Origin of the sequence: Alteromonas sp. K632G, assembly GCF_017653625.1 — a bacterium.
Classification (GTDB): Bacteria; Pseudomonadota; Gammaproteobacteria; order Enterobacterales; family Alteromonadaceae; genus Alteromonas; species Alteromonas naphthalenivorans.
Genome location: NZ_JAGGDM010000022.1, coordinates 16,767 through 41,448 on the forward strand (window position 1 = coordinate 16,767; position 24,682 = coordinate 41,448).

General features: G+C 42.9%; 17 protein-coding genes. 9 read left to right on the forward strand and 8 right to left on the reverse strand.

What is annotated here, in order from left to right:
- Nucleotides 1-31 precede the first annotated feature (31 nt).
- From J5X92_RS18330 to J5X92_RS18340, 3 genes are all read right to left on the reverse strand, one after another.
- Nucleotides 32-1,192, reverse strand: a complete 1,161-nt coding sequence (locus J5X92_RS18330; protein WP_041452455.1) for a diguanylate cyclase — start codon at nucleotides 1,190-1,192, stop codon at nucleotides 32-34.
- 157 nt (nucleotides 1,193-1,349) lie between these two features.
- The gene (locus J5X92_RS18335; protein WP_126872618.1) at nucleotides 1,350-3,209 is read right to left on the reverse strand and encodes a monovalent cation:proton antiporter-2 (CPA2) family protein; all 1,860 of its coding nucleotides are present in this window, start codon (nucleotides 3,207-3,209) and stop codon (nucleotides 1,350-1,352) included.
- Nucleotides 3,210-3,384: 175 nt separating this feature from the next.
- Nucleotides 3,385-3,963, reverse strand: coding sequence for a porin family protein (locus tag J5X92_RS18340; RefSeq protein WP_126872617.1), 579 nt, complete (start codon nucleotides 3,961-3,963; stop codon nucleotides 3,385-3,387).
- A 500-nt stretch (nucleotides 3,964-4,463) separates the two neighbouring features.
- Here J5X92_RS18340 and katG point away from each other — a divergent pair, with 500 nt between their 5' ends.
- Together katG and J5X92_RS18350 are read left to right on the forward strand one after the other, a co-directional pair.
- Nucleotides 4,464-6,764 (forward strand): catalase/peroxidase HPI, encoded by a 2,301-nt coding sequence (gene katG / locus J5X92_RS18345; RefSeq protein ID WP_126872616.1) that lies wholly within the window; start codon nucleotides 4,464-4,466, stop codon nucleotides 6,762-6,764.
- A 397-nt stretch (nucleotides 6,765-7,161) separates the two neighbouring features.
- A complete protein-coding gene (locus J5X92_RS18350; RefSeq protein ID WP_126872615.1) occupies nucleotides 7,162-7,647 on the forward strand; it encodes a hypothetical protein in 486 nt (161 codons plus the stop codon).
- On the opposite strand, the gene J5X92_RS18355 is transcribed toward J5X92_RS18350, so the two are convergent.
- Both J5X92_RS18355 and J5X92_RS18360 read right to left on the reverse strand, forming a co-directional pair.
- A complete protein-coding gene (locus J5X92_RS18355) occupies nucleotides 7,644-8,969 on the reverse strand; it encodes a mechanosensitive ion channel domain-containing protein (protein WP_126872614.1) in 1,326 nt (441 codons plus the stop codon). The genes J5X92_RS18350 and J5X92_RS18355 overlap by 4 nt on opposite strands.
- A gap of 450 nt (nucleotides 8,970-9,419) precedes the next feature.
- Nucleotides 9,420-10,151, reverse strand: coding sequence for a FadR/GntR family transcriptional regulator (locus J5X92_RS18360; RefSeq protein WP_013782682.1), 732 nt, complete (start codon nucleotides 10,149-10,151; stop codon nucleotides 9,420-9,422).
- A gap of 455 nt (nucleotides 10,152-10,606) precedes the next feature.
- Here J5X92_RS18360 and J5X92_RS18365 point away from each other — a divergent pair, with 455 nt between their 5' ends.
- From J5X92_RS18365 to J5X92_RS18390, 6 genes are all read left to right on the forward strand, one after another.
- Nucleotides 10,607-11,536: a sugar kinase gene (locus J5X92_RS18365; RefSeq protein ID WP_126872612.1), complete on the forward strand. Its 930-nt coding sequence runs from the start codon at nucleotides 10,607-10,609 to the stop codon at nucleotides 11,534-11,536.
- A gap of 29 nt (nucleotides 11,537-11,565) precedes the next feature.
- Complete coding sequence (gene eda / locus J5X92_RS18370) at nucleotides 11,566-12,180, forward strand: bifunctional 4-hydroxy-2-oxoglutarate aldolase/2-dehydro-3-deoxy-phosphogluconate aldolase (protein ID WP_013782684.1); 615 nt, start codon at nucleotides 11,566-11,568, stop codon at nucleotides 12,178-12,180.
- A 195-nt stretch (nucleotides 12,181-12,375) separates the two neighbouring features.
- Nucleotides 12,376-13,572, forward strand: coding sequence for a hypothetical protein (locus J5X92_RS18375; protein WP_208806258.1), 1,197 nt, complete (start codon nucleotides 12,376-12,378; stop codon nucleotides 13,570-13,572).
- Complete coding sequence (locus J5X92_RS18380) at nucleotides 13,572-13,991, forward strand: hypothetical protein (RefSeq protein WP_013782686.1); 420 nt, start codon at nucleotides 13,572-13,574, stop codon at nucleotides 13,989-13,991. Before J5X92_RS18375 ends, J5X92_RS18380 begins: the two co-directional genes overlap by 1 nt.
- Nucleotides 13,992-14,147: 156 nt before the next feature.
- A complete protein-coding gene (locus J5X92_RS18385; protein WP_244361059.1) occupies nucleotides 14,148-15,356 on the forward strand; it encodes a hypothetical protein in 1,209 nt (402 codons plus the stop codon).
- A 77-nt stretch (nucleotides 15,357-15,433) separates the two neighbouring features.
- Nucleotides 15,434-15,772 carry a hypothetical protein gene (locus tag J5X92_RS18390; RefSeq protein WP_348272402.1) on the forward strand — a complete coding sequence of 113 codons (339 nt, stop codon included), beginning with the start codon at nucleotides 15,434-15,436 and terminating at the stop codon, nucleotides 15,770-15,772.
- Here J5X92_RS18390 and J5X92_RS18395 read toward each other — a convergent pair.
- A complete protein-coding gene (locus J5X92_RS18395) occupies nucleotides 15,769-17,775 on the reverse strand; it encodes an EAL domain-containing protein (protein WP_013782689.1) in 2,007 nt (668 codons plus the stop codon). The genes J5X92_RS18390 and J5X92_RS18395 overlap by 4 nt on opposite strands.
- Nucleotides 17,776-18,446: 671 nt before the next feature.
- On the opposite strand from J5X92_RS18395, the gene J5X92_RS18400 reads away from it, so the two are divergent.
- Nucleotides 18,447-19,820, forward strand: a complete 1,374-nt coding sequence (locus J5X92_RS18400; RefSeq protein ID WP_126872608.1) for a DEAD/DEAH box helicase — start codon at nucleotides 18,447-18,449, stop codon at nucleotides 19,818-19,820.
- Nucleotides 19,821-19,876: 56 nt separating this feature from the next.
- On the opposite strand, the gene J5X92_RS18405 is transcribed toward J5X92_RS18400, so the two are convergent.
- Complete coding sequence (locus tag J5X92_RS18405) at nucleotides 19,877-22,321, reverse strand: ATP-binding cassette domain-containing protein (RefSeq protein ID WP_208806260.1); 2,445 nt, start codon at nucleotides 22,319-22,321, stop codon at nucleotides 19,877-19,879.
- 43 nt (nucleotides 22,322-22,364) lie between these two features.
- Nucleotides 22,365-24,650 carry a M4 family metallopeptidase gene (locus tag J5X92_RS18410; protein ID WP_158306756.1) on the reverse strand — a complete coding sequence of 762 codons (2,286 nt, stop codon included), beginning with the start codon at nucleotides 24,648-24,650 and terminating at the stop codon, nucleotides 22,365-22,367.
- Between the last annotated feature and the right edge of the window lie 32 nt (nucleotides 24,651-24,682).

A 24,682-nucleotide genomic window follows, 5' to 3' on the forward strand; every position in this document is an offset into this window, starting at 1 on the left:
TGAAGATAAGCGCGATAATTCAGCGCAAAACTTACAGTGTGGCCGTTTTAAATGGTGACAGCATGTAGACTAAACTAGTACCGTCATGTCGTTTTATGCTGTATTCATCGAACGGCTCTCCTTGTTGCCACGAGAATACGATATCTGAGGAAGGCGCAATCCCGATACTGGCAGTAAACATGGGCGCGCTGTCTAGCGTTTGGACATTTTTGGAAAATACTTGTTTTACCAATCTATCAGCAACCACATGAACCGAGTCAATAGTGACACCGCTTAGCATAATCGCAAACTTACTTTCGCTTATTTGCCCCGCTATATCATTTGAACGGGTAAAATGAATAAGAGACTGCCCCACTTGAGAACTGGCGCTTTCACCGGCACTCGCGCCGTAGTTATCTATCACGTCTTGGTAGCCATCTATTTCAACTAGCAACAGTACATTTTCATGTTTGTTAGTTTGTTGAAGCTTTTTAATGGATTGTTGAATAAAGTCGTCACGTTTTAGTAAAACCGCACCAGAGCCTCTAAGCGGACGATGATAAAGTGATTGAGATTTTGGCTCTGTGCTACATCGCGTCAACGATAAAACGATTAATGCAGCGGTTATCACCATCAGCACAGAGGTGAGCTTGTACAGCAACGACAAGTCATCCATACCACCGGTAATTGAATTTACCACCGATACCGTGCCATGTAAGAAAAGTGAAAAAGACGAAATAAGCAGCAAATGGCGGAGCAAGGCACGCTTTTCCTCTTTTACTCTATTATCATTGTAAAGCACGCCCTCACTTAACAGCACAAGTGCAGCACAAAAAAACATAGCCACAGATTCGGCCAGCGCAGGCATTGACCACAATACACAAATTCCACTAACTCCTACCCCTAGGACAGGAAGTGCATGGCGGTTAAGTTTGTAGTCTTTGTGTTTTTGTAGCGATTCCAACCCCAAAAAGACCTGATAGAAACCGACTACAAGAGCTATAAGCCCCAAAATGAAATATGAAGAAGGGAGTGCATATAGGGTATCGCTAAGACGTGAAATTAAACTACCGCAAAGCAAGCCACTGGCAATTGACCAGTAGCGAAATATTGTTTTTTTCTGATAAACCGTTTTTATCGTGAAGTAGCCGCAAAGTGCCGCACATACCGCGATAGAAACAATAATGCAGGTGGCTAGAAAAAAGTACAACACTCAGCCCTTAAGATTAATTCGAGGCAGGATTATACCAAAGTATAAAGAGTGCAATAGGGCACTCATCCTAAGGCTGGTATCGTAAATTAGATAAAGTTATTAAAATATATACTTTATTATGGCTATTCTATCGTTGCAGTTTTGCCTTTATTCACTTTCATCCTTCTTTCGCCTCGTTAGCTTTATTAGGGTCTCGAGTACTATCACAGGTATTAAACATATCTTGTGCTTCAGTATCTTGTGCTAATACTTGGGTGAGGTCATCCATCCGCTGTTTAATTGCGACGCCATAAGAGTGGTCATCACCCCACAATTCGGCAAGTAGGTTCATGGATTCAACATCATGTTCTCTAAATAGCCTTCCTGCGCGTTCGGCATCGATATCATCGTTCCCCAATAATTTTAATGATTCAACCGCGAGTACCAATGCAGAGTCGAAAGTTTCTCGGTTAAAGGTGCCGACTTTCATACGAATAAGTTCATAAGCATGGCGCCTGTCCCTAGCCCGTACCGCTAACTTCAAATTTGGGTAATGCTTACGAGCAATGTCGATAATTTCGATTGTTTTGTGCGGGTCATCTATGGCAATAACAAGCAGGTCGGCAGAATTTGCCCCTGCCGCTTCTAATAATTCTTTTCTGGCGGCGTCGCCGTAGAAGACTTTGTTACCGAAGCGTCTCAACAAGTCGATTTGGCTAGGGCTGTGATCAAGTACGCTTACTTCATAACCTTGGGCCTTTAACAGTCGTCCAATAACTTGCCCAAATCTACCGTAGCCCGCAATAATCACATGTCGAGAAGCCTCTATTTCCTCAGGCTTATCAAATGCAGGTGCTGATGACTTTTGAAATTTCTGTGCACGGTCGTAAACCATTAATAGTAATGGGGTAATAACCATGGAAAGTGCCACGACTAAGGTAACAATATTGGCTTCCTGAGAACTTAAAATACTCAACTCTCGAGATAGTGAAAGTAGCACGAAGGCAAATTCCCCACCTTGTGCTAGGGCTAAAGTGAACAATAGTCGCTGACGAGAATTAATCGAAAAGAGATGGGCTAAGCCATAAAGCACTAAACCTTTAATAGCCACAAGACCAACAACCAGCAGTAATATAAGTAAACTGTTCTCAGCTAATAATCCGAAATCAATCGATGCGCCAACGGTAACGAAAAATAGCCCTAGTAACAGCCCTTTGAAGGGCTCAATATCAGCTTCAAGTTCATGTCTAAATTCACTCTCTGCAAGCACCACGCCCGCCAAGAAGGTGCCTAATGCTGGGGAAAGGCCGACGGTCTGCATCAGTAGTGCTATTGCAATCACTAAGAATAGCGCGAAAACCGTGAATATTTCTCGCATATGAGTTTGGGAGATGTACCTGAATATGGGGGTGGAAATGTATTTGCCCGCCAGAATAATGGTAACAATCACGGCAATAGAAATACCCACTTTACCCATGGCAGACCAATCCGATACCAGTGAGTGGTTAGACCCATCAACGGCACTAGCGGGAAGGAATGAAAGTAGCGGCATAAGTGCCAATATAGGAATAACGGCGATGTCTTGAAATAAAAGAACCGAGAAACTATTTTGGCCGGCGTCTAATTTTAACCAGCCTTTTTCTTCCAGAGATTGGATAACAATAGCGGTTGAAGAGAGCGCTAGCATCAAGCCAATTGCCAATGCGCTTTGCCAAGCAAGCCCCAATCCATAATAGGTGATGGCAAAAATAGCCCCGGTCGAGAGCAACACTTGTAGTCCTCCTAGCCCCACGATTGAATGCCTTAAGGTCCATAATCGGGAAGGTTGCAACTCAAGCCCAATAAGAAACAGCATCATCACTACCCCAAACTCAGCGAAGTGCATCACTTCGGTTTGGTCGCCCACTAGCGATAAAACAAATGGACCAATTAAAATCCCAGCAATGAGATAGCCTAGCACTGAGCCCAAACCCAATCGTTTAGCAATAGGTACAGCGATTAGCGCAGCACCAAGGTAGATAAGAGCAAGTGTTAGCATGAGGTCTACTGCCGTCTTTTCGTTTGTAGGAATGAATTATGCTATCTCAAAAACATGTCGTTAGCTTGACATTCATTAACCTGTTTTGGAGGTAACTGTTTTTAGTAAGGGATGTAAATAAAAATGCGGCGCTGTAAAGCGCCGCATTTAGGGGGAACTCAATTAACTTTGGTATTTAGAATCGATATTCAACACCGATGCTTGCCTGCTTTAAATCTGTCTCAAAGTTAGTATCGTCGATATCATCTACGGCTTCTTCTGCATCTAGCTCGGCGTCATACACTGTGTATTCGGCGTTAACCAAAAAGTTTTTTGTGATGGCATAACTTAAGCCTGCGCCAACGAAAAGACTTTCGTCGTCATAGTCACTAGAAACACCGCCTAGGTTATATTCTGTTTCTGACCACAACTGTCCCGCTTTAGCGTACAGTGAAAAACGGTCTGTTATTGGAAGAATTCCTTTAATCGCCGCCGTGTACCCATCGGTATCTCCGCCAGCAATGTCGTTGCCATAGTCACCGAAGTCGATAAAACTACCTTCTACCGCAACCCATTCGTTGAACTTATAACCGACAAGTCCTTGCCATACATCTTTGTCGTCATCAAAATCGTCTTCACCTTCTACGCGAAGGTATCCGTAGTTACCACCAACATAGAAACCACTTTCGTCGAGAGAGTAGTCGTTTGACTGAGCAAAACTACCGAATGATGTAAGTGCTGCAATACCTGCAAGTGCTGTAAGTGTGTTTTTCATAATGACATCCTCGTTTTAATTTCCAACGTTCCATTAGCTTCCGATAAAGGAAGATCCACGTGAAGATGAAATGCTTCACGTTTGATAACACTGACTATTCAATCGGCGTGCCAGCGTAAAATTGTCTTAAACGAGGGAAATATTGGGAAAGAGTTTCACGGTCTTACTCAGTTTTATGTTCAAGTTGAGTAAGTTTTAGCCGCCGATTAAAAGTTGTACGGCATAACTTTCTTGGGGTATGAAAAGAGTACACGGCTTCTGAAATGCGTAAACACGTTTTTCAGGTTGATTGAGTCAACGTTTTTAAATATCTGTTTTTAGAACGAATGCCTTAATCAGTATTTCCTATCGGGTTAATTCAATTTTTTAACTGTCCTTTAAGCGAACCGATAACTACATTAACTATGTGAATTAATTGTTAACTGCAAATTGTGGCGGGTGGGCGAACTACAAAACGCATACATTTGCAGATGTATACACATAATAAATGGAACAACAATATGAAAATTACCAGGGTACGCAAGGCTACATTAGCAGGCTTGATTTCATTGGCACTAGGTACGTCGCATTCATTTGCTAACAATGAAATTAGCAAACCAGCCGGCGCAAAAGGGTCTGGCATGGTTCAGCCTTTTCAGGCTAGAACGAATAATTTTTGGTGGCCAGAACAATTAAACCTATCTCAACTTCGTGATCACGACAGCCGCTCAAACCCGCTAGGCGATGACTTTGACTACGCAAAAGCATTCTCTTCACTCGATTTAGACCAAGTTAAAGCGGATGTGAATGAATTGCTGACGACCTCTCAAGATTGGTGGCCTGCAGATTATGGAAACTATGGTCCATTCTTTATCCGACTTTCATGGCATAGTGCGGGGACATATCGTACGTTAGATGGTCGAGGCGGGGGCGATGGTGGCCAAATGCGTTTCGACCCGCTCAATAGCTGGCCTGATAATGCAAGCCTAGATAAAGCGCGCCGATTGCTTTGGCCAATAAAGCAAAAGTACGGGAAAGCATTATCTTGGGGTGACCTTATGATACTTGCCGGCACGGTAGGTATGGAAAACATGGGTTTTGATACCTATGGTTATGCGGGTGGTCGTACCGACGACTGGGAACCTGATATGGTTTATTGGGGACCTGAAGTAGAAATGCTGGCTAGCGATCGAGAAGAAAAGGGCGGAGAGTTGCAACGCCCATTAGGCGCGACGCACATGGGTTTAATTTACGTTAATCCGGAAGGGCCTAAAGGTGTGCCTGATCCTTTGGGTTCAGCGAAGAACATTCGCACCGCATTTAATCGCATGGCCATGAATGATGAAGAAACAGTGGCGCTTATCGCTGGCGGTCATACATTTGGCAAAATGCATGGCGCTCACAAGCCTGCAGACTGTTTAGAAGCAGAACCTGGTGGTGCAGGTGTGGAAGAACAAGGCCTTGGTTGGAAGAACAACTGTGGCAAAGGACATTCTGAAGACACAGTGACTAGTGGTTTAGAAGGTGCTTGGACCCAACTTCCTACCCGTTGGACCAGTTTATATCTGCAAAACTTGCTTGGTTTTGAGTGGGAACAAACTCGCAGCCCGGCAGGCGCTATTCAATGGATACCTACTGATGAGTCTGCGCAAACAGCAGTGCCAGACGCTCATGTAGAAGGGAAGCGACATGCTCCGGTTATGACAACGGCCGATCTCGCGCTTAAGTATGACCCAGAATATCGTAAGATAGCAGAACGCTTCCTTGCTGATCCAAAAGAATATCAAACCGCCTTTGCTAAGGCTTGGTTCAAGCTAACCCACCGCGATATGGGCCCTAAAGCACGTTATCTTGGTAACGATATTCCTGAAGAAAATTTTGTATGGCAAGACCCAGTAACCATTACTGATCACAAGCTAGTTAGTGATGGCGACGCGAAAAAGTTAAAAGCAACTATTTTAGATTCGGGGCTTAGCGTACAACAGTTAGTTAAAACAGCCTGGGGCTCGGCGGCAAGTTTTCGAGCATCTGACTACCGAGGTGGCGCAAATGGTGCTCGTATTGCACTTGCACCACAAATGGATTGGTCGGTAAATGAACCTGAAACCGTTAAAGCTGTGATCGCTAAATTAAAAGAAATTCAAAAAGACTATAATGGCGGTAAGTCATCTAGCCCTAAAATTTCGTTGGCTGACCTCATTGTATTAGCAGGTGGGGCGGCTATTGAAAAAGCGGCTGCCGATGCAGGCGTTGAAATTTCGGTACCGTTCGTACCAGGGCGAGGTGATGCAACCCAAGCGCAAACTGATGTGAACTCGTTCTCACTGTTAGAGCCAACGGCTGATGCATTCCGCAACTACTACAATGCAGATACTAGCTATCGTTCACCTGCAGAAATGCTGGTAGATAAAGCAGACCAACTTAACTTAACCGTTCCAGAAATGACGGTACTAATTGGTGGTATGCGTTCGTTAGGTGCGAATAACGGCAATAGCACTCACGGTGTTTTCACTAATAAGGTAGGTACGCTCAACAATGATTTCTTTACCACATTGCTTGATATGAATGTGAAGTGGAGAAAAACAGACGACGCCGCTGTTTATGAGGGCATAAACCGTAAAACGGGTGAGGTACTCTACTCGGCTACACCTGTTGATTTAGTATTTGGTTCAAATAGTGAATTGCGTGCAGTGTCTGAAGTTTACGCTTACGACAACGCGAAAACTAAATTTGTAGAGGATTTTGTAGATGCGTGGACAAAAGTGATGACCCTTGATCGCTTCGATTTACGTCATGACTTAAGCAGCCCTTTAAATCAGTAAAGTTAAAGGCTCATTTACTTAATAGAAACGCGGGCATTATTGAAGTGCCCGCGTTTTTTACATTGAAGAAATAAAAGGAAACACTGAAAGGCGTTAGAAAGATACCCAAGATTAACGCTGCACCTCCCGCAAACTTTCTATACACTGAACAGCTTAGATAAAAATTAATACGCGCTTTAGTCATGTTGCAAATTATCTCGTTTTAAATTATCTCGTTGTAAATGCATAGAAGTGGCGATGAATAAATGACAGTCAAAGCGTAAAGACTGAATGCAGAGTAGCAATGGCAGAAAATACCTGCAAAGTAGTGATGATAAGGCAATGATTGAATGCTAGCGATGCATCAGTCAATAACCCATAAAACCATCTAGCATACCTAAGTATTTAATAACTAATCATGGCAACGATACAGCGACAGCTTGTGAACCTAGAAATACTGGCAGAGGATTTGAATTCACTTTCAAGTGAGCAGTATGAGGGCGAGCAGCATATTAGGCTAATTGAAGAATACAAAGAAGCACTTGAGCACTTATCAGTTAGCGCAAAACCAGAAACGGAGAGTGGCTTTAAAAAAAGGCTGACTACATCTACTTTGGCTCACGTTCTGGAAAGTAAACAGATGATAGGTGTACATCTGAAACTCATTGGCTATGTGCTAACCTTTTGGGATGCAAATAAAAAAGCCAATGAAATTCTAGACACTAACTTTGGTGAAAGTGCCGACAAACGCTTAGAGTTACTACAGGTGAAAGCTATAAGAGCCAAAGCTCAGCTAAAAACGGTGGCCCATGCCATGGGGCAGGCCGATTATCAGAAGTTTATCGACCTGCTAAATCTACGCGATGCCCAATGGCAGTGGAATGTATTACTTTCTCGCTACTAAGGGGTGGTATTTCGAATACCAATACCGTTTTCGTTAACCACGCGTACTTCACGTTGAGGGAAGGGGATTTCAATCTGATGTTCTCTCAGGGTTTCGAACACGGTTAATAAAAGGTCTCCGCCAACACGGTTTTTTCCATCATCAACACCATCCATCCAAAACTCAACAAACATATTCACGCCCGAGTCACCAAAACTGTCTATTTCGCAATCTGGCAGTTCTTCAAAGGGGATGTCTTCACCACTAATAACCTGAGGATGTTGAGCTACTGCATCTTTTATAATTTCTACCATTGCTCGAATATCAGTTTTATAAGCGACTGAAAAATCGATACGGTAGCGCTGTTTAGGATCTTTGTGAGTCCAGTTGATTAATAACGAGCTAATGAACTTTTCGTTAGGCACGAGTATGTCTTTACCGTCGAAGGTTTCGAGAACCGCATAACGCATTTTAAATTCCCGCACGATACCTTTTTGGCCGTCTTCAAGTTCTACGAAATCACCTACGGTTAACGACCTATCAAGCAATATAATAATGCCGGATATAAAGTTTGAAGCGATAGATTGCAGCCCAAGGCCCAACCCTACGCCCAGTGCACCGCCGAATACCGCTAAGGCGGTTAGATTTATTCCCATCACGTTTAGTAGCAGCAGGAATACAATACAAAATAACGCAACTTCAAAGAGTTTTGCGAACACTTCTTTAGTAGACACATCTAGCGTGGTGTGGCTGCGAATAATGTCTTTTCCAAGGGTGTTAGATGCTCGACCTAACCAAAACAACAAGCCGCCAAAAAGAAATACGCGTGTTATTCCATAGGCTGAAATATCGACATTGCCAATCGATAACGACATCGATTCCAGCGCACTAGTAACAACAGGTAATACGCCCACTAAATGTAAGAATAAAATAGGCAAGCCTACCCACCGCATGAAACCGGCGAAAACGGGGTTATCTATAAACCCTCTAATCAAGGAAGCAACAAATAGCATAACTGCCACAACAACCGCTATTTCTAGTACCCAAGCATCGAATTGAAATTGTTCACCTAAAACCGTAGTCAATTTGAGTATGCTAATGGTAATGACGGGGAACAGTGTGCCGCCAAGTTTGAATAGCATGTTGTGTATTGTATGTGCCCCGCTTTGTGGTGCTTCCCGTGTGAACTTGAAAGGCCTTCTAACTTGTCTTGCCAGAATAAAGGCCAGTGCGTATATCACTGCGATGAGCAAAACTTGAATGAGAAACGTCGTGGTATACACCGATGCTTGTATCAGCGTCCATTTTTCTTGTATGAAGTCGAAAAACGTATTTAGGATCATTTGATTGTAATTCGCAAAACCATGACGAGCAGAATACTCGAAATTATAGACTAAACAATAGCGCGCTTTTTAAACTGAATTTTGCATGCCGTAAAGTAATTTTGTACGCAAAATGCGTATTTAAATAAAAGCAGCTAAGTTGAAGAAGGTAACGTTATAGCCTCTCAATGCTTATTGGTAATGCTTATTGGTAATGGTTATTGGTAATATCTTTTCTTGTTTGTGGTTGACAAAGTGGCGTGATGTTTATATATTTTGAGTTGAAGCTAACGCGACTAATGATGACGCGCTACTTTTAGACACCCGTATTAGTAAAAACAGATTTACTCAAATACAAACTCATACAAGAAAAGCAAAAATACTCTGAGTATCCTACTAAGTAACAGGCTTCGAAAGAAGCCTGTTTTGTTTGTGCTATACGTAAAAACGGTTTTCACCAAGGCAGGTGATTTATTTACTTAGATGAGAAATCGAATATAAGCCTCTTGTCTTATCCGTTTTCCGTTTAATCTCTTCTAACTCTCTCGCTTCACTAGCATCAAATAACGCGTTTATTAGACGATTAAAATGGCTGTGCATTGCTTTACGAGCGGCAGCAGTGTCTTTGTTGGCAATGGCGTTGAAAATTTCCGTATGTTCTTTTATTCGTTGTTCAATACCTTGAGAGCAGACATCGTTATAGGCAGCTACTATTTCGGGCGTTGAACGACGAAGTTCCCATAGATTTTCAACCGAAAGTTGCACTGCATGGTTATGTGTAGCTTGGGAAATAATATGGTGAAAACGCTGATCAGCTTCATCCGCAATATCTGGAGAGGCCATATCTGATAGGGCTTTCTTAAGCGCAGAAACCTCGTCATCGCTTATCGTGGATGCAGCCAGCGCGGCGGCTTCCCCTTCAATCAATGCTCTGGCTTGAGTAAGCTCGAAAGCACTAATAGTTTTTGCTGAATGTTGGGCATTCTTTTGCGCTAATACATAGACTCCTGACCCGGTTTTCACTTCCACTCGTTCGCGAACCTCTAATGCGATTATCGCCTCACGAATAGTAGGACGGCTCACATTGTAGGTCTGTGCTAGTTCTCGTTCCGCTGGCAGTCGACTCCCAGCTGGGCATATACCTTGATCGATTAAGTCTTCGAGTTTTTCTACAATACTCCAGAAAAGCCGGCGAGATTTCATGTTTTAACCTTATTTACATATATTGGTAACGTCGCTGTTACACAGATTGTAGCCTGAAAATGCGTCTATTCGCAAAGTGCGACAAATATCGTTGTGCTAATCACAGTTAAAAGTACGAATAAATGTCGAGATATTTACGCTTGGTAATAACTGAGTTGCTATCTGGTAAAGTAAATTGGTTGTATTTGGTCGTCCGATTGGTTAGATTGTGTTTTTCGTGTGACATTTCTTTTACACAAAATGAACATCGTAAATGGCTTATATGGCCATAGTTGGCGAGCAAAAAAGTGAAATCAGTATAGGTTCACTGTGATTAGGCTAGATAGCAACGATAATCCCATAAAAAAGGGGATTAGGTAAGCGAAGTCTATCTGGAATCAATATTTAGCTGGCCTTCGGATTAAACGGCTACTACGTTAAGTAGACAGTGCATATTAAATTGGAGTCTGTGTAGCATGAGAGTTGGTTTTATTGGCGAATGTATGTCAGAGCTTAGGGAAGCCGAGAACGGCTTACTCTCTCAAGGTTTCGCAGGTGACACATATAATTCAGCAGTTTATATGAAACGTACGTTTCCCCAACATGATGTTTATTACATCAGTGCAGTCGGCAAAGATGCGCTAAGTGATGAAATGGTCATGCATGCTGTCAATGAGGGGATAAATCCACGATTTATTGGCAGGCATGAAGAGAAGCACCTAGGCCTTTACCGTATATACACAGATGATACGGGTGAACGCTCATTTGTTTATTGGCGTTCGGATTCTGCAGCAAAAAGCATGATGCAAACGCTAGATAGCAACGATATTGCCGCAATGACTGCCTTCGACATGGTGTTGTTTAGTGGTATTAGCCTAGCGATAATAAACGAAGAAGACCTTTCGACGTATTTCTCTTTATTAACCCGATTAAAATCAGCTGGCGTTAAGTTAGTTTTTGATATCAACCACCGCCCTTCGTTGTGGAAAAGTAAAGACGATGCTAAGCGCCTTTACGCAAAAGCTTATGAGCTAGCAGATATTATTCTTCCCGGTATTGAAGATTTTAACTTCTTATATGGCATAGACACTATCGACGAAACACTGAAATTTTTGAGTGATTACACCTTCGACGAAGTGATTATAAAAAATGGCAGTGATGCCGTTACCGTTATTAACCAACAGGGCGATATCTCTCAAGTCCCGCTTACGCCAGTTAAGAATGTGGTAGATACAACCTCTGCAGGCGATGCCTTCAACGGCGTTTACCTTGGGGCACGACTAGATGATTCGTCACAAAAAGAAGCGGTCGAGAAAGCATCAAAAAGTGCGGGCTTTGTCATCCAGCACAAAGGCGCCATTGTGGATGCCACCGCTTATAGCCTCTTTAGTAAAAATTTAACCTGATCCTTACGCAAAATTACACAGAGAAAACTATGAATTCTATATCTTCAATTATGGGAGAGCAGAAGCTTTTACCTATTATCCAAGTCAATAACGCAGACGACGGTGTAGATATCGCAAAAGCGATGTATGAAGCGAACTTGCGCACAGTAGAAGTGGTACTTCGCTCAGAAAAATCTGCCGAAGCTATTACAGCGATAAAAGCCGCTCTACCTGAAATGATTGTAAGCGCGGGAACAATTATCGATGAAGCTTCTTTAAAAATTGCTAAAGACGCGGGCGCTGATTTCATAGTGACGCCAGCCGTCACCGAGCGCTTACTCACAGCTTTAACAGCCTGTGGCTTACCTGTGTTACCTGGCGTTTCCACCGTTGCTGATATTGTATTAGCAAGAGAACATGGCTTTCGTGAAATGAAGTTGTTCCCTGCATCTCTATCTGGCGGCGCAGCGTTTTTAAAAGCGGTAGGTGGACTATTTAAAGATACACGTTTTTGTCCAACCGGGGGTGTGTCAGAAAGTAACTACCAAGATTATTTATCCATGAGCAATATCTTTGCTGTGGGTGGAACTTGGGTGGCAAAACCTGAGTGGGTTGAAGCGAAAAACTGGCAAGCTATTACTGATGCATGCCTAGACGTTAAATAGTAAAAGAAATCATCTATTCTACAAATTGCTACCAGGGTGAGGGGTTCACTTTCACTTCTGGTAGCGCATTTTATCTCCCTGCAAAAAAAATCTCTTAACTTACTGCCTAAACTGGCGAAAAGTGGATTTTAGGTTAATAATCACAAGATGCTTGTGATAGTTAATTTACTACTTATTTGCTTATAAGGTTTCCCATTGGTTAGTCGGTTCACACTACTGCTTATAATCGCGAGTTTCACTTCCTTTGGAACCCTCGCCAAAACTTCAAATGATTTACAATTTTCTGGGTTTGCGCGTTTAGTTGGCGGTTACTTATCTACCGATGAAGCTAAGTACGAGGGCTATGATAATTCGGTAAGCTTTTCTGAAAAATCATTGGCGGCGCTGCAAGCCGATTATATTCTCAATGATCACTTTTCTCTTTCTGGGCAGTTATTATGGCATAGCGATGAGACGAGAAAATCAGGTATTGAATGGTTATATTTAACCTACCAACCTAACGCATCTTGGCAGTTTAATCTTGGACAAATACGCACGCCTTTTTTGAAATATTCTGATGTCATAGATGTTGGTTTCGCTTATCCATGGTTAAATGCGCCGCAGCAACTTTACAGCAGCTATCTGTTTTCTCAGTACAAAGGGGTGAATGCGCGTTATTTAGGTTCTTTTAATGAGATCGCCTATTCCGTAGAGGCTTACTGGGGGAACTACAGCGACGAGATACACTCCAGCGGAACGGCTTTTGATGTTACTGTCGATGGCATGTATGGCGGAGTAGTAGAGCTAAGTTACCGAGGTTTTCAATTTCGAACTGCCACTATATATGCGAACGATACCGACACCGATTTAACCGAGTTGGACCCATTAATTCAAGGCTTAAGAGCAGCAGGCTTTTCCGACACTGCAGATATCTTAGATATTGACGGCGGAGCCACCTCTTATTTATTCGGTATCAGTTACGACTCGCTGAATTGGTTTGCTTCTGCTGAATGGATGTCGGTTAAATCAGACTTAGACATTCTAGGCGGTATCGACAGTTTTTATGTCTCTTTCGGTTATTACTTCGATGAAGTGCTATTACATGCCACGGTGGGCTCATCTCGCCAGTCATTGAACGATATTGAAAACACGATACCTGTTGGTATTGCACCGCAACTTGATGCGCTTCATTTCGCTGTGGAGGAAGTAAAAACGTACTTCCCAACGGATGACTTAGACTCATTAACGTTAGGGGCCCGGTGGGATTTTCGAACCAATCTAGCATTTAAAGCGGAAGTTTCACTTTTGAAAGGAAAAGAAGGTAAAACATCGTTTTTTGAATTAGATGTCATTGATTCTGATTTTGACCGGCGAGCCACACTTTATCAGTTAGGTATGGAGTGGGTATTTTAATGTCGAAATCTGTTTTCGCTGTATTCATTATCTCCTTTATCTTTTGTGCATTTGCCCAAGGGCGCGAGCGAGTGGTAGTGGTCGCGCATTTAGCTGATCAACCGGTTTCTTTGAGTAAGGGGGAAATCCGAAATATCTTCATGGGTGGGGTATCGGAATCTAACCTTGCTCCTGTAGAAATTGGGAGCGGCTCCCATATTCGGGTTATCTTCAATACTCATGTTATAGGGCTACCTGAATCTAGAATTCAGTCTTACTGGGCACAGATGAAGTTCAGCGGCAGGAATAAACCGCCCACCAGTGTGGACAGTGTTGACGAGATGATAAGTTACTTAAATGAAAACGAAGCCAGCATTGGTTATTTACCTGAAGGTGTTGAGCTTCCAGACAGTCTCACCGTTATTTTTACAACAGATTAGTGCTAATCAGCGTCGTATCCAGTAGTTTTATAGGCTACGTAAATATTTCCTACTATCTAGACAGGCTGGTGATTGTTGGCGCCTATTCTATTAATTATATAACTAAAACAGCAGCTAGCTAACGTGCCTTGGTCTGCTATTGATATTTACTGAGTTATGACCTGGATGCTGAAATATATCACTGCTGCTTTGCTCACCTTAGCCCTTTTTACCTCTTTTGCGATTGCAGATACCCATCGCGATCTAACGTTCTCTGGGTTTGCTAGGGTCGTAGGTGGTCAGCTCTCCACAAGCGAAGCGTCTTATGCAAATTACGATAACTCGTGGAGCTTTTCTGAAGATTCACTCATCGCACTGCAAGCCGATTATGCGATTAATAGTCAGTTTTCAATTTCTGCTCAGGGAATACTCCACACAGGGGCAGATAGAGATTCAGGATTAGATTGGCTTTATCTTACCTATCAACCTTCATCATCGTGGCAGTTCAATGTTGGACGACTTCGATTACCTGTACTCAAGTATTCCGATGTTATTGATGTAGGTTTTTCTTACCCTTGGCTTAATGCACCTGAGCAAGTTTATAGTCGACGGCTTTTTTATTCAGGTTACGAAGGCTTGAACGTAAGACACAAAACACAATTTAAAAACGTTGGACTAGAGATTGAGGGGTATTGGGGAGATTTTGATGGCGAACTTTTCTCAGGCCAAGACGCCTTTGATGTTGATATCAACGATATTTATGGTGCGGTGCTTTCACTGACTTATGATGGGTTCCATTTTCGCTCGTCTTTTATGAGAGTAACTGAAATTGTCGATAATAGCGTGCTAATCGATCAATTAGTGGAGGGGCTCACCTCGGCTGGATTCGAGGAACTTGCTGCAAAATTTAGATTAGACGACGGTGTATCCGTTTATGAGTTTGGTGCAGGCTACACGTCACTGGATTGGTTTGTTAGCGCAGAATTAATGTCGGTAGATTCTGATCTTGATGTTTTATCTGGTATCAAAAGCTATTACCTAACACTAGGGCGTTATTATAACTCGTTGTTATTTCACGCTACGATATCAAGGTCACGTCAGGACGAGAACAGTATTGAAAATACCATCCCGTTAGGGGTGAGCCCGTTACTCGATTTATTATCAACCTCAGTTGATTCCATTAATGCTTTATTTCCTACTGATGACTTAGATTCTTTAACCTTTGGTGTTCGTTGGGATTACAGTACTAGCCTTGCGTTTAAAACTGAAGTTTCGTTTTTGAAGGGGAAAGAGGACAAAACATCGTTGTTTTATGTTCCTCCTACAAATGCTGATTTTGATAGGCGCGCAAGTCTCTATCAAGTGGGCGTAGAGTGGGTATTTTGATGCGTTGCTTAGTGTTATTCGTGCTCTTATCTTCGACAGTGTTCGCCCATATAACGCACGCACGTGAACGTGTGTTGGTGGTGGCTAATTCAGCTGAGTCAACGCTTCAGCTTAGCAAAAGCGAAATACGCAATTTGTTTATGGGAGGCTCTCTCGATGGGTTGTCACCCGTAGAATTTGAATCTGGTACCCATATTCGAAAAGTCTTTAATACTCAAGTTATAGGGTTGCCTGAATCCCGAATTCAGTCATTCCGGGCGCAAATGCGATTCAGTGGGCGCAGTAATCCACCTTCGAATGTTAGCAATATTGAAGAAATGGTCACTTTTCTTATAGAACATGAATCTAGTGTTGGCTATTTACCCGAGGGAACATCAATTCCTAATGGACTAACCGTGGTGTATATATCAATTTAGTTTGCTAGGTTTAATAAAGCCTGTTCTTCTTGCGAAAACAAAGCGTCAAGGGGGATAGGTTTGCTGTATAAGAAACCTTGCAAAATGTTGCAACCATTCTCGGTTAAAAAAGCGGACTGTTCGTGGGTTTCAATACCCTCAGCGCATACATTTAAATTCAGGTTTTTCGCCATTTCGATAATGGTGATAGTGATAAGTTCAGAACGTTTCGATGTGCCAATTTGACTCACAAACTGTCGGTCTATTTTAAGCGTGTCGATGTTAAACTCTGTGATGTAACTTAATGAAGAGTAACCCGTTCCAAAGTCGTCTAAGGATATCTTGCAGCCTTCTTTTTTAAGCTCGGCTAAAAAGGCATTTGCGATAGAGAAATTATTCATATAAGCCGATTCGGTGATTTCAAATTCCACATTATTTCTGGGTATCCCACCGGAACGTAACCCCTCTAAAATAAACTCGGTCACATGAACGTTTTTTAAATCGTAAGCGGAAAGGTTGATTGAAACTCTAATATCTTCACCATAGTGCTCCGATATATGGGGTATCTCTAAACAAGCTTGGACTATCACCCAAAGCGTAATTTCTGAAATTCTGTCGCTTTGCTCGGCTATGGGTATAAACTCAGCGGGAGAAATATTACCAAGCTCGTTGTCAAACCAGCGCAATAAGGCCTCAAAACCTACCACTTTACCCTTACTGTTGACTTTAGCTTGATAAACTAAATGGAATTCATCGTTCTCGATGGCTTGAGGAAGGTGAGTAGCCACCTGAATTTTGCGTCTAGTTTCCTCTTGCATCGACGCAGTAAACCAAACGTAACGACCTTTGCCCTCGTTTTTCGCTTTATACATAGCCACATCAGCGTTTGTGACTAACGTGGACGCGGCGTAATCACTGTCGGTAGCGAGAGCAATACCTATGCTAACGCTAGGGTCTACTCGCCAACCATCAATATGATCCAACTTGGTTATTTTACTGATGAGTCGCTTCGCTATTGCTTCTAGTTGTGAGTTCGTAGGGTTTCCCACTAAGATAATAAGAAATTCATCGCCGCCAAGACGACCCACTACGTCGCCATCGCGCATAGCATCAGATATTTCAGATGAAATGCCGCAAAGTAGTTTGTCACCAGCATCGTGGCCATAAGAGTCGTTGACTTGCTTAAACCCATCCAAATCGAGAAACATAAGAGCAACTTGGGACTTTTCTCTTTTGGCACGAGCCAATTCAATCGATAAGCTCTTCATTAGATATTGTCTGTTGGGTAACCCTGTTAGCGTATCGAAGTTGGCAAGCTTCTCCATTTGAGACTGCTGTCTTTCGAGCAACAGGGTTTTGCGCTTATTAATGTCTATCTGATTTTTTATGTGCAGCATCATGCTATTGAAGCCGCGGCCAAGTGAGGCAATTTCAAACTTGCCTTCTTCCGACACTTTTACATCGTAGTTAGCTTCTTTTTCGACTTTTTTCATTTTCGCAATTAGCGAAGTCAGCGGGGTAAGCAAACGTCTTTGTAAGCGCACAGTCGTTATGACGGTGATGAGAAGAAGAATGAGGACGACAGGCGAGACTAGCCCAATAAATTTCCAGCGATTTTCGGCAAGAGGATGTTGAATGTCGTAGGATAAAACGAGCTTTCCCATAGGAAGATCCACTTCACCAATCGTTTTAATAACAAAGATGTTGTTATTAATGGTGTGAAAGCCATTGTCTAAATGAAGGTAATTAGCTTCATCAACAACCGGAGTGGAAGATGACCCATTATCGATATTGGGGTTACCAACGTAATGATTGACCAATTCATCGTATTCGTTGTAAATACGAGCAAACTCAACGTATTCGTATTTGTCTAACCTGAGCAGCACTTGGGTTTGGTCAAAGCTTCCTGCGCTGTAATTAATGACTGGCAATAAATCCACCGCCATATTTTCAGCCAGAGCATCAAACTGGTAGGCAACAAAATCTTGATACAAGGTTTCGTAAACACGAATAGACAAAGCCATTATCAAAACACTGATAATCGCAACAGAAGCTATAGATGTAAGTGCAATGTCGGAACGAAGACTTTTCAATCAAGAAACTCAAGTTAATTAATAATGCCAGATGTTGTTTAATGCCTAATTATTTTTTATTAGTAAATGACGACGTTAATGCATATAACGAGACATTTAACGATTAGTATAATACTGGCTAATAGATTTCGCTGGCAAAACGCGTGTTAACAACGTTACTAAACTAATTTACCAGTTAAAAATAGGTTTATTGTGCACAATTATGTCGATTTCTTAAATTAATTCAATTAGACACAAGAGTAGTTTTCAATAGACGCTTCTCGCGGATTTGGCGATTGCATAGCGCTATGAACAATGTAATGCGCGCTATAAAGTGAAAGGTAAAGCCACGGCTACGTTACCCATGCCTTCATTGTATGTGAACTTAACGTCGAGGTTAAAAATTAACCTAGCGAGTAAGGTCAAACAGTGGTAGTATGCGCCCGCATTTTGTAGGTACTATTTTAATTTGATAATTGTTTCTGCTTTTATAATTACTATTGCAAGTCCCTCTCGCGTTTCACATTACGAACTTTACCGTTTTACACCTGCTTCAGACTGATAACCCTTCAGCGCAGACCGGTTACGTTGCGTAACCTAATTTTTATTTCCAGGAGTTATCCATGTCTTTTTCTGAGTTGGGCCTAGCTGCCCCGCTACTACAAGCTGTTGAAAAACAAGGCTATACAACGCCTTCACCCATTCAGCAGCAAGCTATTCCCATTATTCTTGAAGGCAAAGACATACTGGCAGCAGCGCAAACAGGTACAGGTAAAACAGCAGGCTTCTCTTTGCCTTTGCTACATCGTTTACTAGATGGCAGACCCGCTGCATCTAATTGTGTTCGCGCACTTATCTTAACGCCAACCCGTGAACTCGCCGCGCAGGTGGAAGAAAACGTAAAATCGTTTAGCGAATTTTTGCCACTTAAAACTGCAGTGGTTTTCGGTGGTGTGGGTATTAACCCGCAAATGAAAGCCATACGTTCAGGTGTTGATGTACTTATCGCCACCCCAGGTCGCTTGCTTGATCTATACCAACAAAACGCGGTTAAGTTCAGCCAACTCGAAACTTTGGTGTTGGATGAAGCCGATAGAATGCTCGACATGGGCTTCATTCATGACATAAAGCGCATTCTTAAATTGTTGCCGACTAAGCGTCAAACTTTATTGTTCTCAGCGACTTTCTCTTCTGAGATAACCACGCTGGCGCAAACGATTACGAACAATCCCGAGAAAGTGTCTACGGCACCTGCTAATACTACCGTTGAAACGGTTCAGCAGCATTTAGTGCCTATCGACAAATCTAAAAAAACAGCGGCCTTAATTAGCCTAATTAAGCAAAATGGTTGGAAACAGGTGTTAGTGTTTAGCAGAACTAAGCATGGCGCTAACCGTATTGCAGACAAGCTGAGTAGAGCGCGTATTCCAAGTGCAGCAATCCATGGCAATAAAAGCCAAGGTGCGCGTACTAAGGCGCTGTCTGAGTTTAAAAGTGGCGAAATTGATGTGCTAGTAGCGACTGATATCGCAGCCCGTGGTATCGATATTAACGAGCTTCCTATCGTTATTAATATCGACTTGCCAAACACGCCTGCTGACTACGTTCACCGTATCGGTAGAACGGGCAGAGCAGGAGCGAGTGGTCAAGCTTGGTCTTTTGTTAGTGTTGATGAACTAGACCAACTTAAAGATATTGAAACCCTTATTCAACAACTGCTTCCTCGTCAAGTTATTGAAGGCTTTGAGCCTCAAGCTAAAGTACCTGAAACCACATTGTCAGCGCCTAAGAAGCCAAACAAGCCTAAGCGCCCACGTCAATCTCAAGGTGGCAACGGTAACGGCAATAGTCAAGGCGACAGACCCGCGCGTCGTTCTGGTAGCCGAAACGGACCTCGAGGGCAGGGTAGACCGGGTGGTTCTGGTAAGCCTGGCGGTTCAGGTCGCTCTAACGCTGGTAAACCTAGCTCACGCAGAGCGCCAACCAGCAAAGCATAGTGACTTTGTAGCAGCAGGTAACATTACCTGCTGCTAGTTAGCGGTACACACACGGTTCAAATAAATCGTTTGTCTTTACTACGAAGTGCGAGTAACAACCCGCCAAACGCGAGCACGTTTATTAGCGTAATAGCGATAAGTACACCAGTAAAACTCTCTGGAAACAAGCTCACCATTTCAGTATTGTCATTGTATAAATTAAGTTGCTGCATTGCGCCTTGGGTGGCAAATTCTGTTGCATCACCTTTGTTTGTGGCTGCGGGTGGATTGAATACCCGCACCATAACGGAAGCGGGTATGTCCGCTTTTTCATTCGTCCACTTTTCCAGCTCTCTGGCTGCACCATCCTGAATATGCGCAAACCCTTCAGTTCCCCACCTACCTAACGTAAGGTAACTGAGCAGAACTTTTATATTATTGTCTAGCGGCGCAATAATTCCCGCCAGCATGATTTGCGGCATAAGGGCAATAGGTACAAAAGTCATGACCTTTTCAGTGGTGGTAAATACTGCGGATAGATAGAGGCCAAATAAGGTGGCTGAAACCGACAACAACAGCATAAACAGCGCTGTTGCGCTAACACTCCAAAGTTGTACTTCATTGGCATCCCCATTTACGCTGCGATACGCAAGATGCGTTATAGCGATAAATATAGCCACTTGTATACAAGCGATAATCGACAGTACCGTTAGCTTAGACGCAATATAATTGAAGATATTTAGGTTATACATGCGCTCCCGTTCGTAGATGGGGAGCTCAGAGACTATTTCTTTAGCTGCATTACTTACCCCAAACCAAACCGCAGATACTGCCATCATAAACATCACGCTCACTTGAAGTTTACTAAATATAAAAACAAGTAACCCACCAATAATGAGTGGTTGCGCGAGTAACAAAAGCAAATTTGCGTGGTCATTAATCTTGATATTGAAATAACGCACTGAGAGCCAAAAAAACTGACCAATCAGAGCAGTGTTTGATTTCTTCGCGAGTACTTCTTGCTTTACTTCGAGGGCAGACGCAGGATTTTGGCTAACCCAATGTTGATACCACTGTTGGCCTTCTTCTGGGTTTTTCATCATGGAATACACTTCAATAATATTGTCTTTTTCGAAATGGTTTAGAAGCTGCTTCTTATCACCATAATAGGTTTGATACCCTCCCTTGGATAAAAAGATAACTTGATCAACATAGTCTAAATCGGAGGGTTTATGGGTGACCATGATAACGGTTTGCCCCTTGCTCACTAACCGTCTAATACAGGATAGGAAATCTTCAATGGTCTCTGGATCTAAAGGAGAGGTGGGCTCATCCAAAAATAATATTTTAGGGTCATTGAGCAGTTCTACCGCAATAGATACCCGTTTTCTCTGTCCCCCGGATAGATCACAGACCTTACTTTTTCTTATAGCGTCGGTATCCAGATTTAGACTTGCCAGCACTGTGCTTATTTTATCTTTAATTTCCCGCTTCGTAACATCGTCGGAAATACGCAATTTGGCGGCGTAAAAGAGGGTTCTTTCGACGCTTAATTCCCCATGAACAATATCGTCTTGGGGCACATAGCCAATATACTTTTTGAGCGTGTTGTAATTACTATTATTTAGTTTTAACCCCTGTACGGTAATAGCCCCAGAGGTTACAGGGTTGGCACCGTTTAAGCCTTTCAGTAAGGTTGATTTTCCACAGCCAGAAGGCCCCATTAAGGCAATAAATTGCTTACTCGGAATTTTTAAGCTCATGGTATTTAGGCCAACAACGCCACGGGCGTACACTTTTTCTATGTTATCTGCCACGATAGCGTATTCAAGTTCAACTCTACCGCTTTCAATAGCAAACGTCGTGGTTCCAATGGTGATTTCATCAGTAGTGGAGATACTCACTGAGCCACTAATTTTTTCACCATTTACGAACGTACCGTTGGTGGTATCAAGGTCTTTTAATGTTATCTGGCCATCAGCTAACGCGAGTAAAGCGTGCTTTCGTGATGCCTGAAGGGAGTCGATAACGTAATTGCAGTCGAAAGAGCGACCAATGAGTACTTGCCCACGGGTTAATAGTAATTGATGAAGTTCGTTATTTTCAGAGCCACTATGAGTGACAGGCCCAAGTTGGGGCTGGGAAGTTGTTGGTGAAACCTGTGGTGCTGAAGAATTAGTATGTGAGGTTGTAGAGGCTAACGTTGAATAGCATAGCTCGACATGGATGCTGCCATTCGCTAATAAAATCGTACTAGGAAGCTGCACTTCATAAGGTTGACCGCCTACTAGTTTTAAGTCGCCGATGATGCTGCCGTTGGAACTATTATTATCGGTAACAAAAACGCGCCCATCGAGGTAGCGAATAACTAAATGCTGACGGGAGAGTAGTTCGGCATTAACGCTGGCGAAGCAAGTGTCGGAACGACCTATATCGTAGTCCCCATTTTGAGATAAGACAAATTCTGATTCTATGCCTCTAAAAGACACTATTTTAACGCTGACTGCTTGTGATCCTGCCATTTTATTCTCTTTTTAAAATATAGTGACGCTCGCAGTATTACGATTAACTGACTTTAAATACGTAGCTAAAGTCAGCAATACGAAGGAGCTGTCCGTGCTTAATAGGTGCTGGTAAAAAGGCTTTAAGTCGTTCTCCGTCCAGCATGGTACCGTGGGTTGAGTTTAAATCTTCAACCGTAAAGTAGTCGCTATGAGACTTAATTCTTAGGTGACGTCTGGAAATTCGCTCATCTCGAAGTTGCAAGTGCACAAGTTCTAGTGATCTACCAATAACAAACCCTTCACCTTTCGATGCAGTATAAGAAGAAATATTGAGTTTTTGGTTACCCTCAAGGGATTGTAAGTAATAAGGCGAAGCCTGCTGATGCGCCGCACTTCCGCTATTGTTAACGTTTCCCTTTTGCTGTTTAGATGGCCTGGGAACAAGGTTGTCCGGCGTAGCATTGGGGGTAGCTGCTGAGTTACCCATTGGCGTATTTTCAGCTGAATAACCTTTTGGGCTTTCGCTTCTGCTATACGCCGGCTTTAATTTAAAAAGCGCTAGCAAAGCAATACAAAGACCTACGCTCCCTAGAATCAAAATTATAACGAGCTGGTTGTTATCGGCTTCGTTCTTAGACGTATGGACTCTGTCATTTGTTTCCAAAGGTTCCTCTGCTTTTGGTGGGGGCGTCGTTGGCTGAGGAACAGGTTGTGACTCTTGCTCCGGCTCCGGCGTGGGCTCTGGCGAAGGCTCAGACTCGGATTCGGGAGTGGGTACTGGCTGGGGCTCTGGAACTTCTTGAGGCGGGCTCCATGTTCCCGTTACACCAACTGCATCCATCGCTTGATGTACCGCTACCCACTCTTTTGAGCCTTTACCGTGCAAAGCTTCGGCGGCTAAAGCATACGCAAAGCGCGCATCTTCAAAGTTAGCATTTTGAACAAGTAATTTTGAAGCCGCTTGCGCAACAATGCGTACTGCTGGGTATAATCCTATGCCGGTTACGGTACTCGTACTGGAATGGCGTGGGTGCTTGCCCCCGTTAGCCATTAAAAAGAATGCCATATTCATTATGGAAGAGTTTATATGAACACCGCCTCGGTCTTTCTTTATCGGCCAATTCAGAAAGTCATTCATATGGTCTGGGTAGGCACTCTCTCCAAAACTCAGCGAACTAGGATCGGCTAAGTCTCTTTCTGGACCCGAAGGCATTCGTAATAACCAATACTCTCTGGGAATTTTAGTTGAATTTGTCTGCTTGTTAGCATGCTCTAACCAAATGCGAAAGGCGATGCCGATTGAGTCGGCTATAGATTCATTCAGCGCGCCTGATTGAAAAGAGTATTCCAGATTACTGCCGTTTGAAACAATGCCGTGTGCCAATTCATGCATGGTAATTTCAATGTAATTAAGCCCCTCTTTCGGCACATATAGTGACTGTTTTCTCGACATCCACATGGCATTGAATACATCGCCATAACACTGAATAGTAGGCATGCCCTTTAAAAAGTGAACGTTGATAAACATATTTAAGCGCAAGCCATTCCCATCAATACTATCCATACCGAGCACGGTATCCATAAACTCATAGGCATTACCTAGTAATGCAAATGCGGTTTCTACAGAATCATCATTACTAGGTGCGCTGCCTTCTGTTCGCGCATGGGTTTTCATTGCACGCGCTTCAACTCTATCGGTTAGCGGTGGGATAAGTGGAAATTTAACTTTGAATTCTTCACAAGCTGCGGAAAAGTTGTTGATTTGGCGGTGCATGGCAGTGTGAAATAAAGGCTCCCGGTCCAATTCTTTACCTGTGGTAGCATTGACAAATACACGTTGAGAAAGAGCGTAGCCAAACGAGGAGCTAAACTCTCCTTCAAATTCATAAGCCAAAATATGCTGGCCCTGCGGCGAAGGCCAATATACGAGCCTCGATGCTACATCAGCCCCATTTGCAATGCTTAGTGTTGATAGTGCTTGTTCACTATTAAATGTGGCGGTCGCTGGTTCTAAGGGCTCAATATTACTATGTGTGCCTAATATATATATAGGTTGATGTCGCGCATTTAAAACCAAACGAGATGCTGAATTAACTACCGGAACATTTTGATATGTTTGGTTTACTGCAACTATTTTAAAGGAATGTAGTTGCTGCTCTGAAGTGGTGTGAAGTGCGCTCTCTTTACTTAAATTAAATCGTTCTGATAAGACAGTTTTTACCCACTCTTGTCTTTCTGCCTGCGTACTAAGCGTTGATTGCTCTTCCAGTGATTGAGGCGCGCGGTTAATGCCAATTTTCTCCACGCCTAACGCAGGTGCTATTAGATAGAAGCAAATAAATGCCAAACATATACTACTAGTTATGGTTCCTATATACC

Bases quoted from the DNA above. Each gene is read 5' to 3' on its own strand.
- J5X92_RS18335 (WP_126872618.1), bottom strand. From the start codon at position 3,209: ATGCTAACACTTGCTCTTATCTACCTTGGTGCTGCGCTAATCGCTGTA.
- J5X92_RS18340 (WP_126872617.1), bottom strand. From the start codon at position 3,963: ATGAAAAACACACTTACAGCACTTGCAGGTATTGCAGCACTTACATCA.
- katG (WP_126872616.1), top strand. From the start codon at position 4,464: ATGAAAATTACCAGGGTACGCAAGGCTACATTAGCAGGCTTGATTTCA.
- J5X92_RS18350 (WP_126872615.1), top strand. From the start codon at position 7,162: ATGGCAACGATACAGCGACAGCTTGTGAACCTAGAAATACTGGCAGAG.
- J5X92_RS18355 (WP_126872614.1), bottom strand. From the start codon at position 8,969: ATGATCCTAAATACGTTTTTCGACTTCATACAAGAAAAATGGACGCTG.
- J5X92_RS18360 (WP_013782682.1), bottom strand. From the start codon at position 10,151: ATGAAATCTCGCCGGCTTTTCTGGAGTATTGTAGAAAAACTCGAAGAC.
- J5X92_RS18365 (WP_126872612.1), top strand. From the start codon at position 10,607: ATGAGAGTTGGTTTTATTGGCGAATGTATGTCAGAGCTTAGGGAAGCC.
- eda (WP_013782684.1), top strand. From the start codon at position 11,566: ATGAATTCTATATCTTCAATTATGGGAGAGCAGAAGCTTTTACCTATT.
- J5X92_RS18380 (WP_013782686.1), top strand. From the start codon at position 13,572: ATGTCGAAATCTGTTTTCGCTGTATTCATTATCTCCTTTATCTTTTGT.
- J5X92_RS18385 (WP_244361059.1), top strand. From the start codon at position 14,148: ATGACCTGGATGCTGAAATATATCACTGCTGCTTTGCTCACCTTAGCC.
- J5X92_RS18395 (WP_013782689.1), bottom strand. From the start codon at position 17,775: ATGGCTTTGTCTATTCGTGTTTACGAAACCTTGTATCAAGATTTTGTT.
- J5X92_RS18400 (WP_126872608.1), top strand. From the start codon at position 18,447: ATGTCTTTTTCTGAGTTGGGCCTAGCTGCCCCGCTACTACAAGCTGTT.
- J5X92_RS18405 (WP_208806260.1), bottom strand. From the start codon at position 22,321: ATGGCAGGATCACAAGCAGTCAGCGTTAAAATAGTGTCTTTTAGAGGC.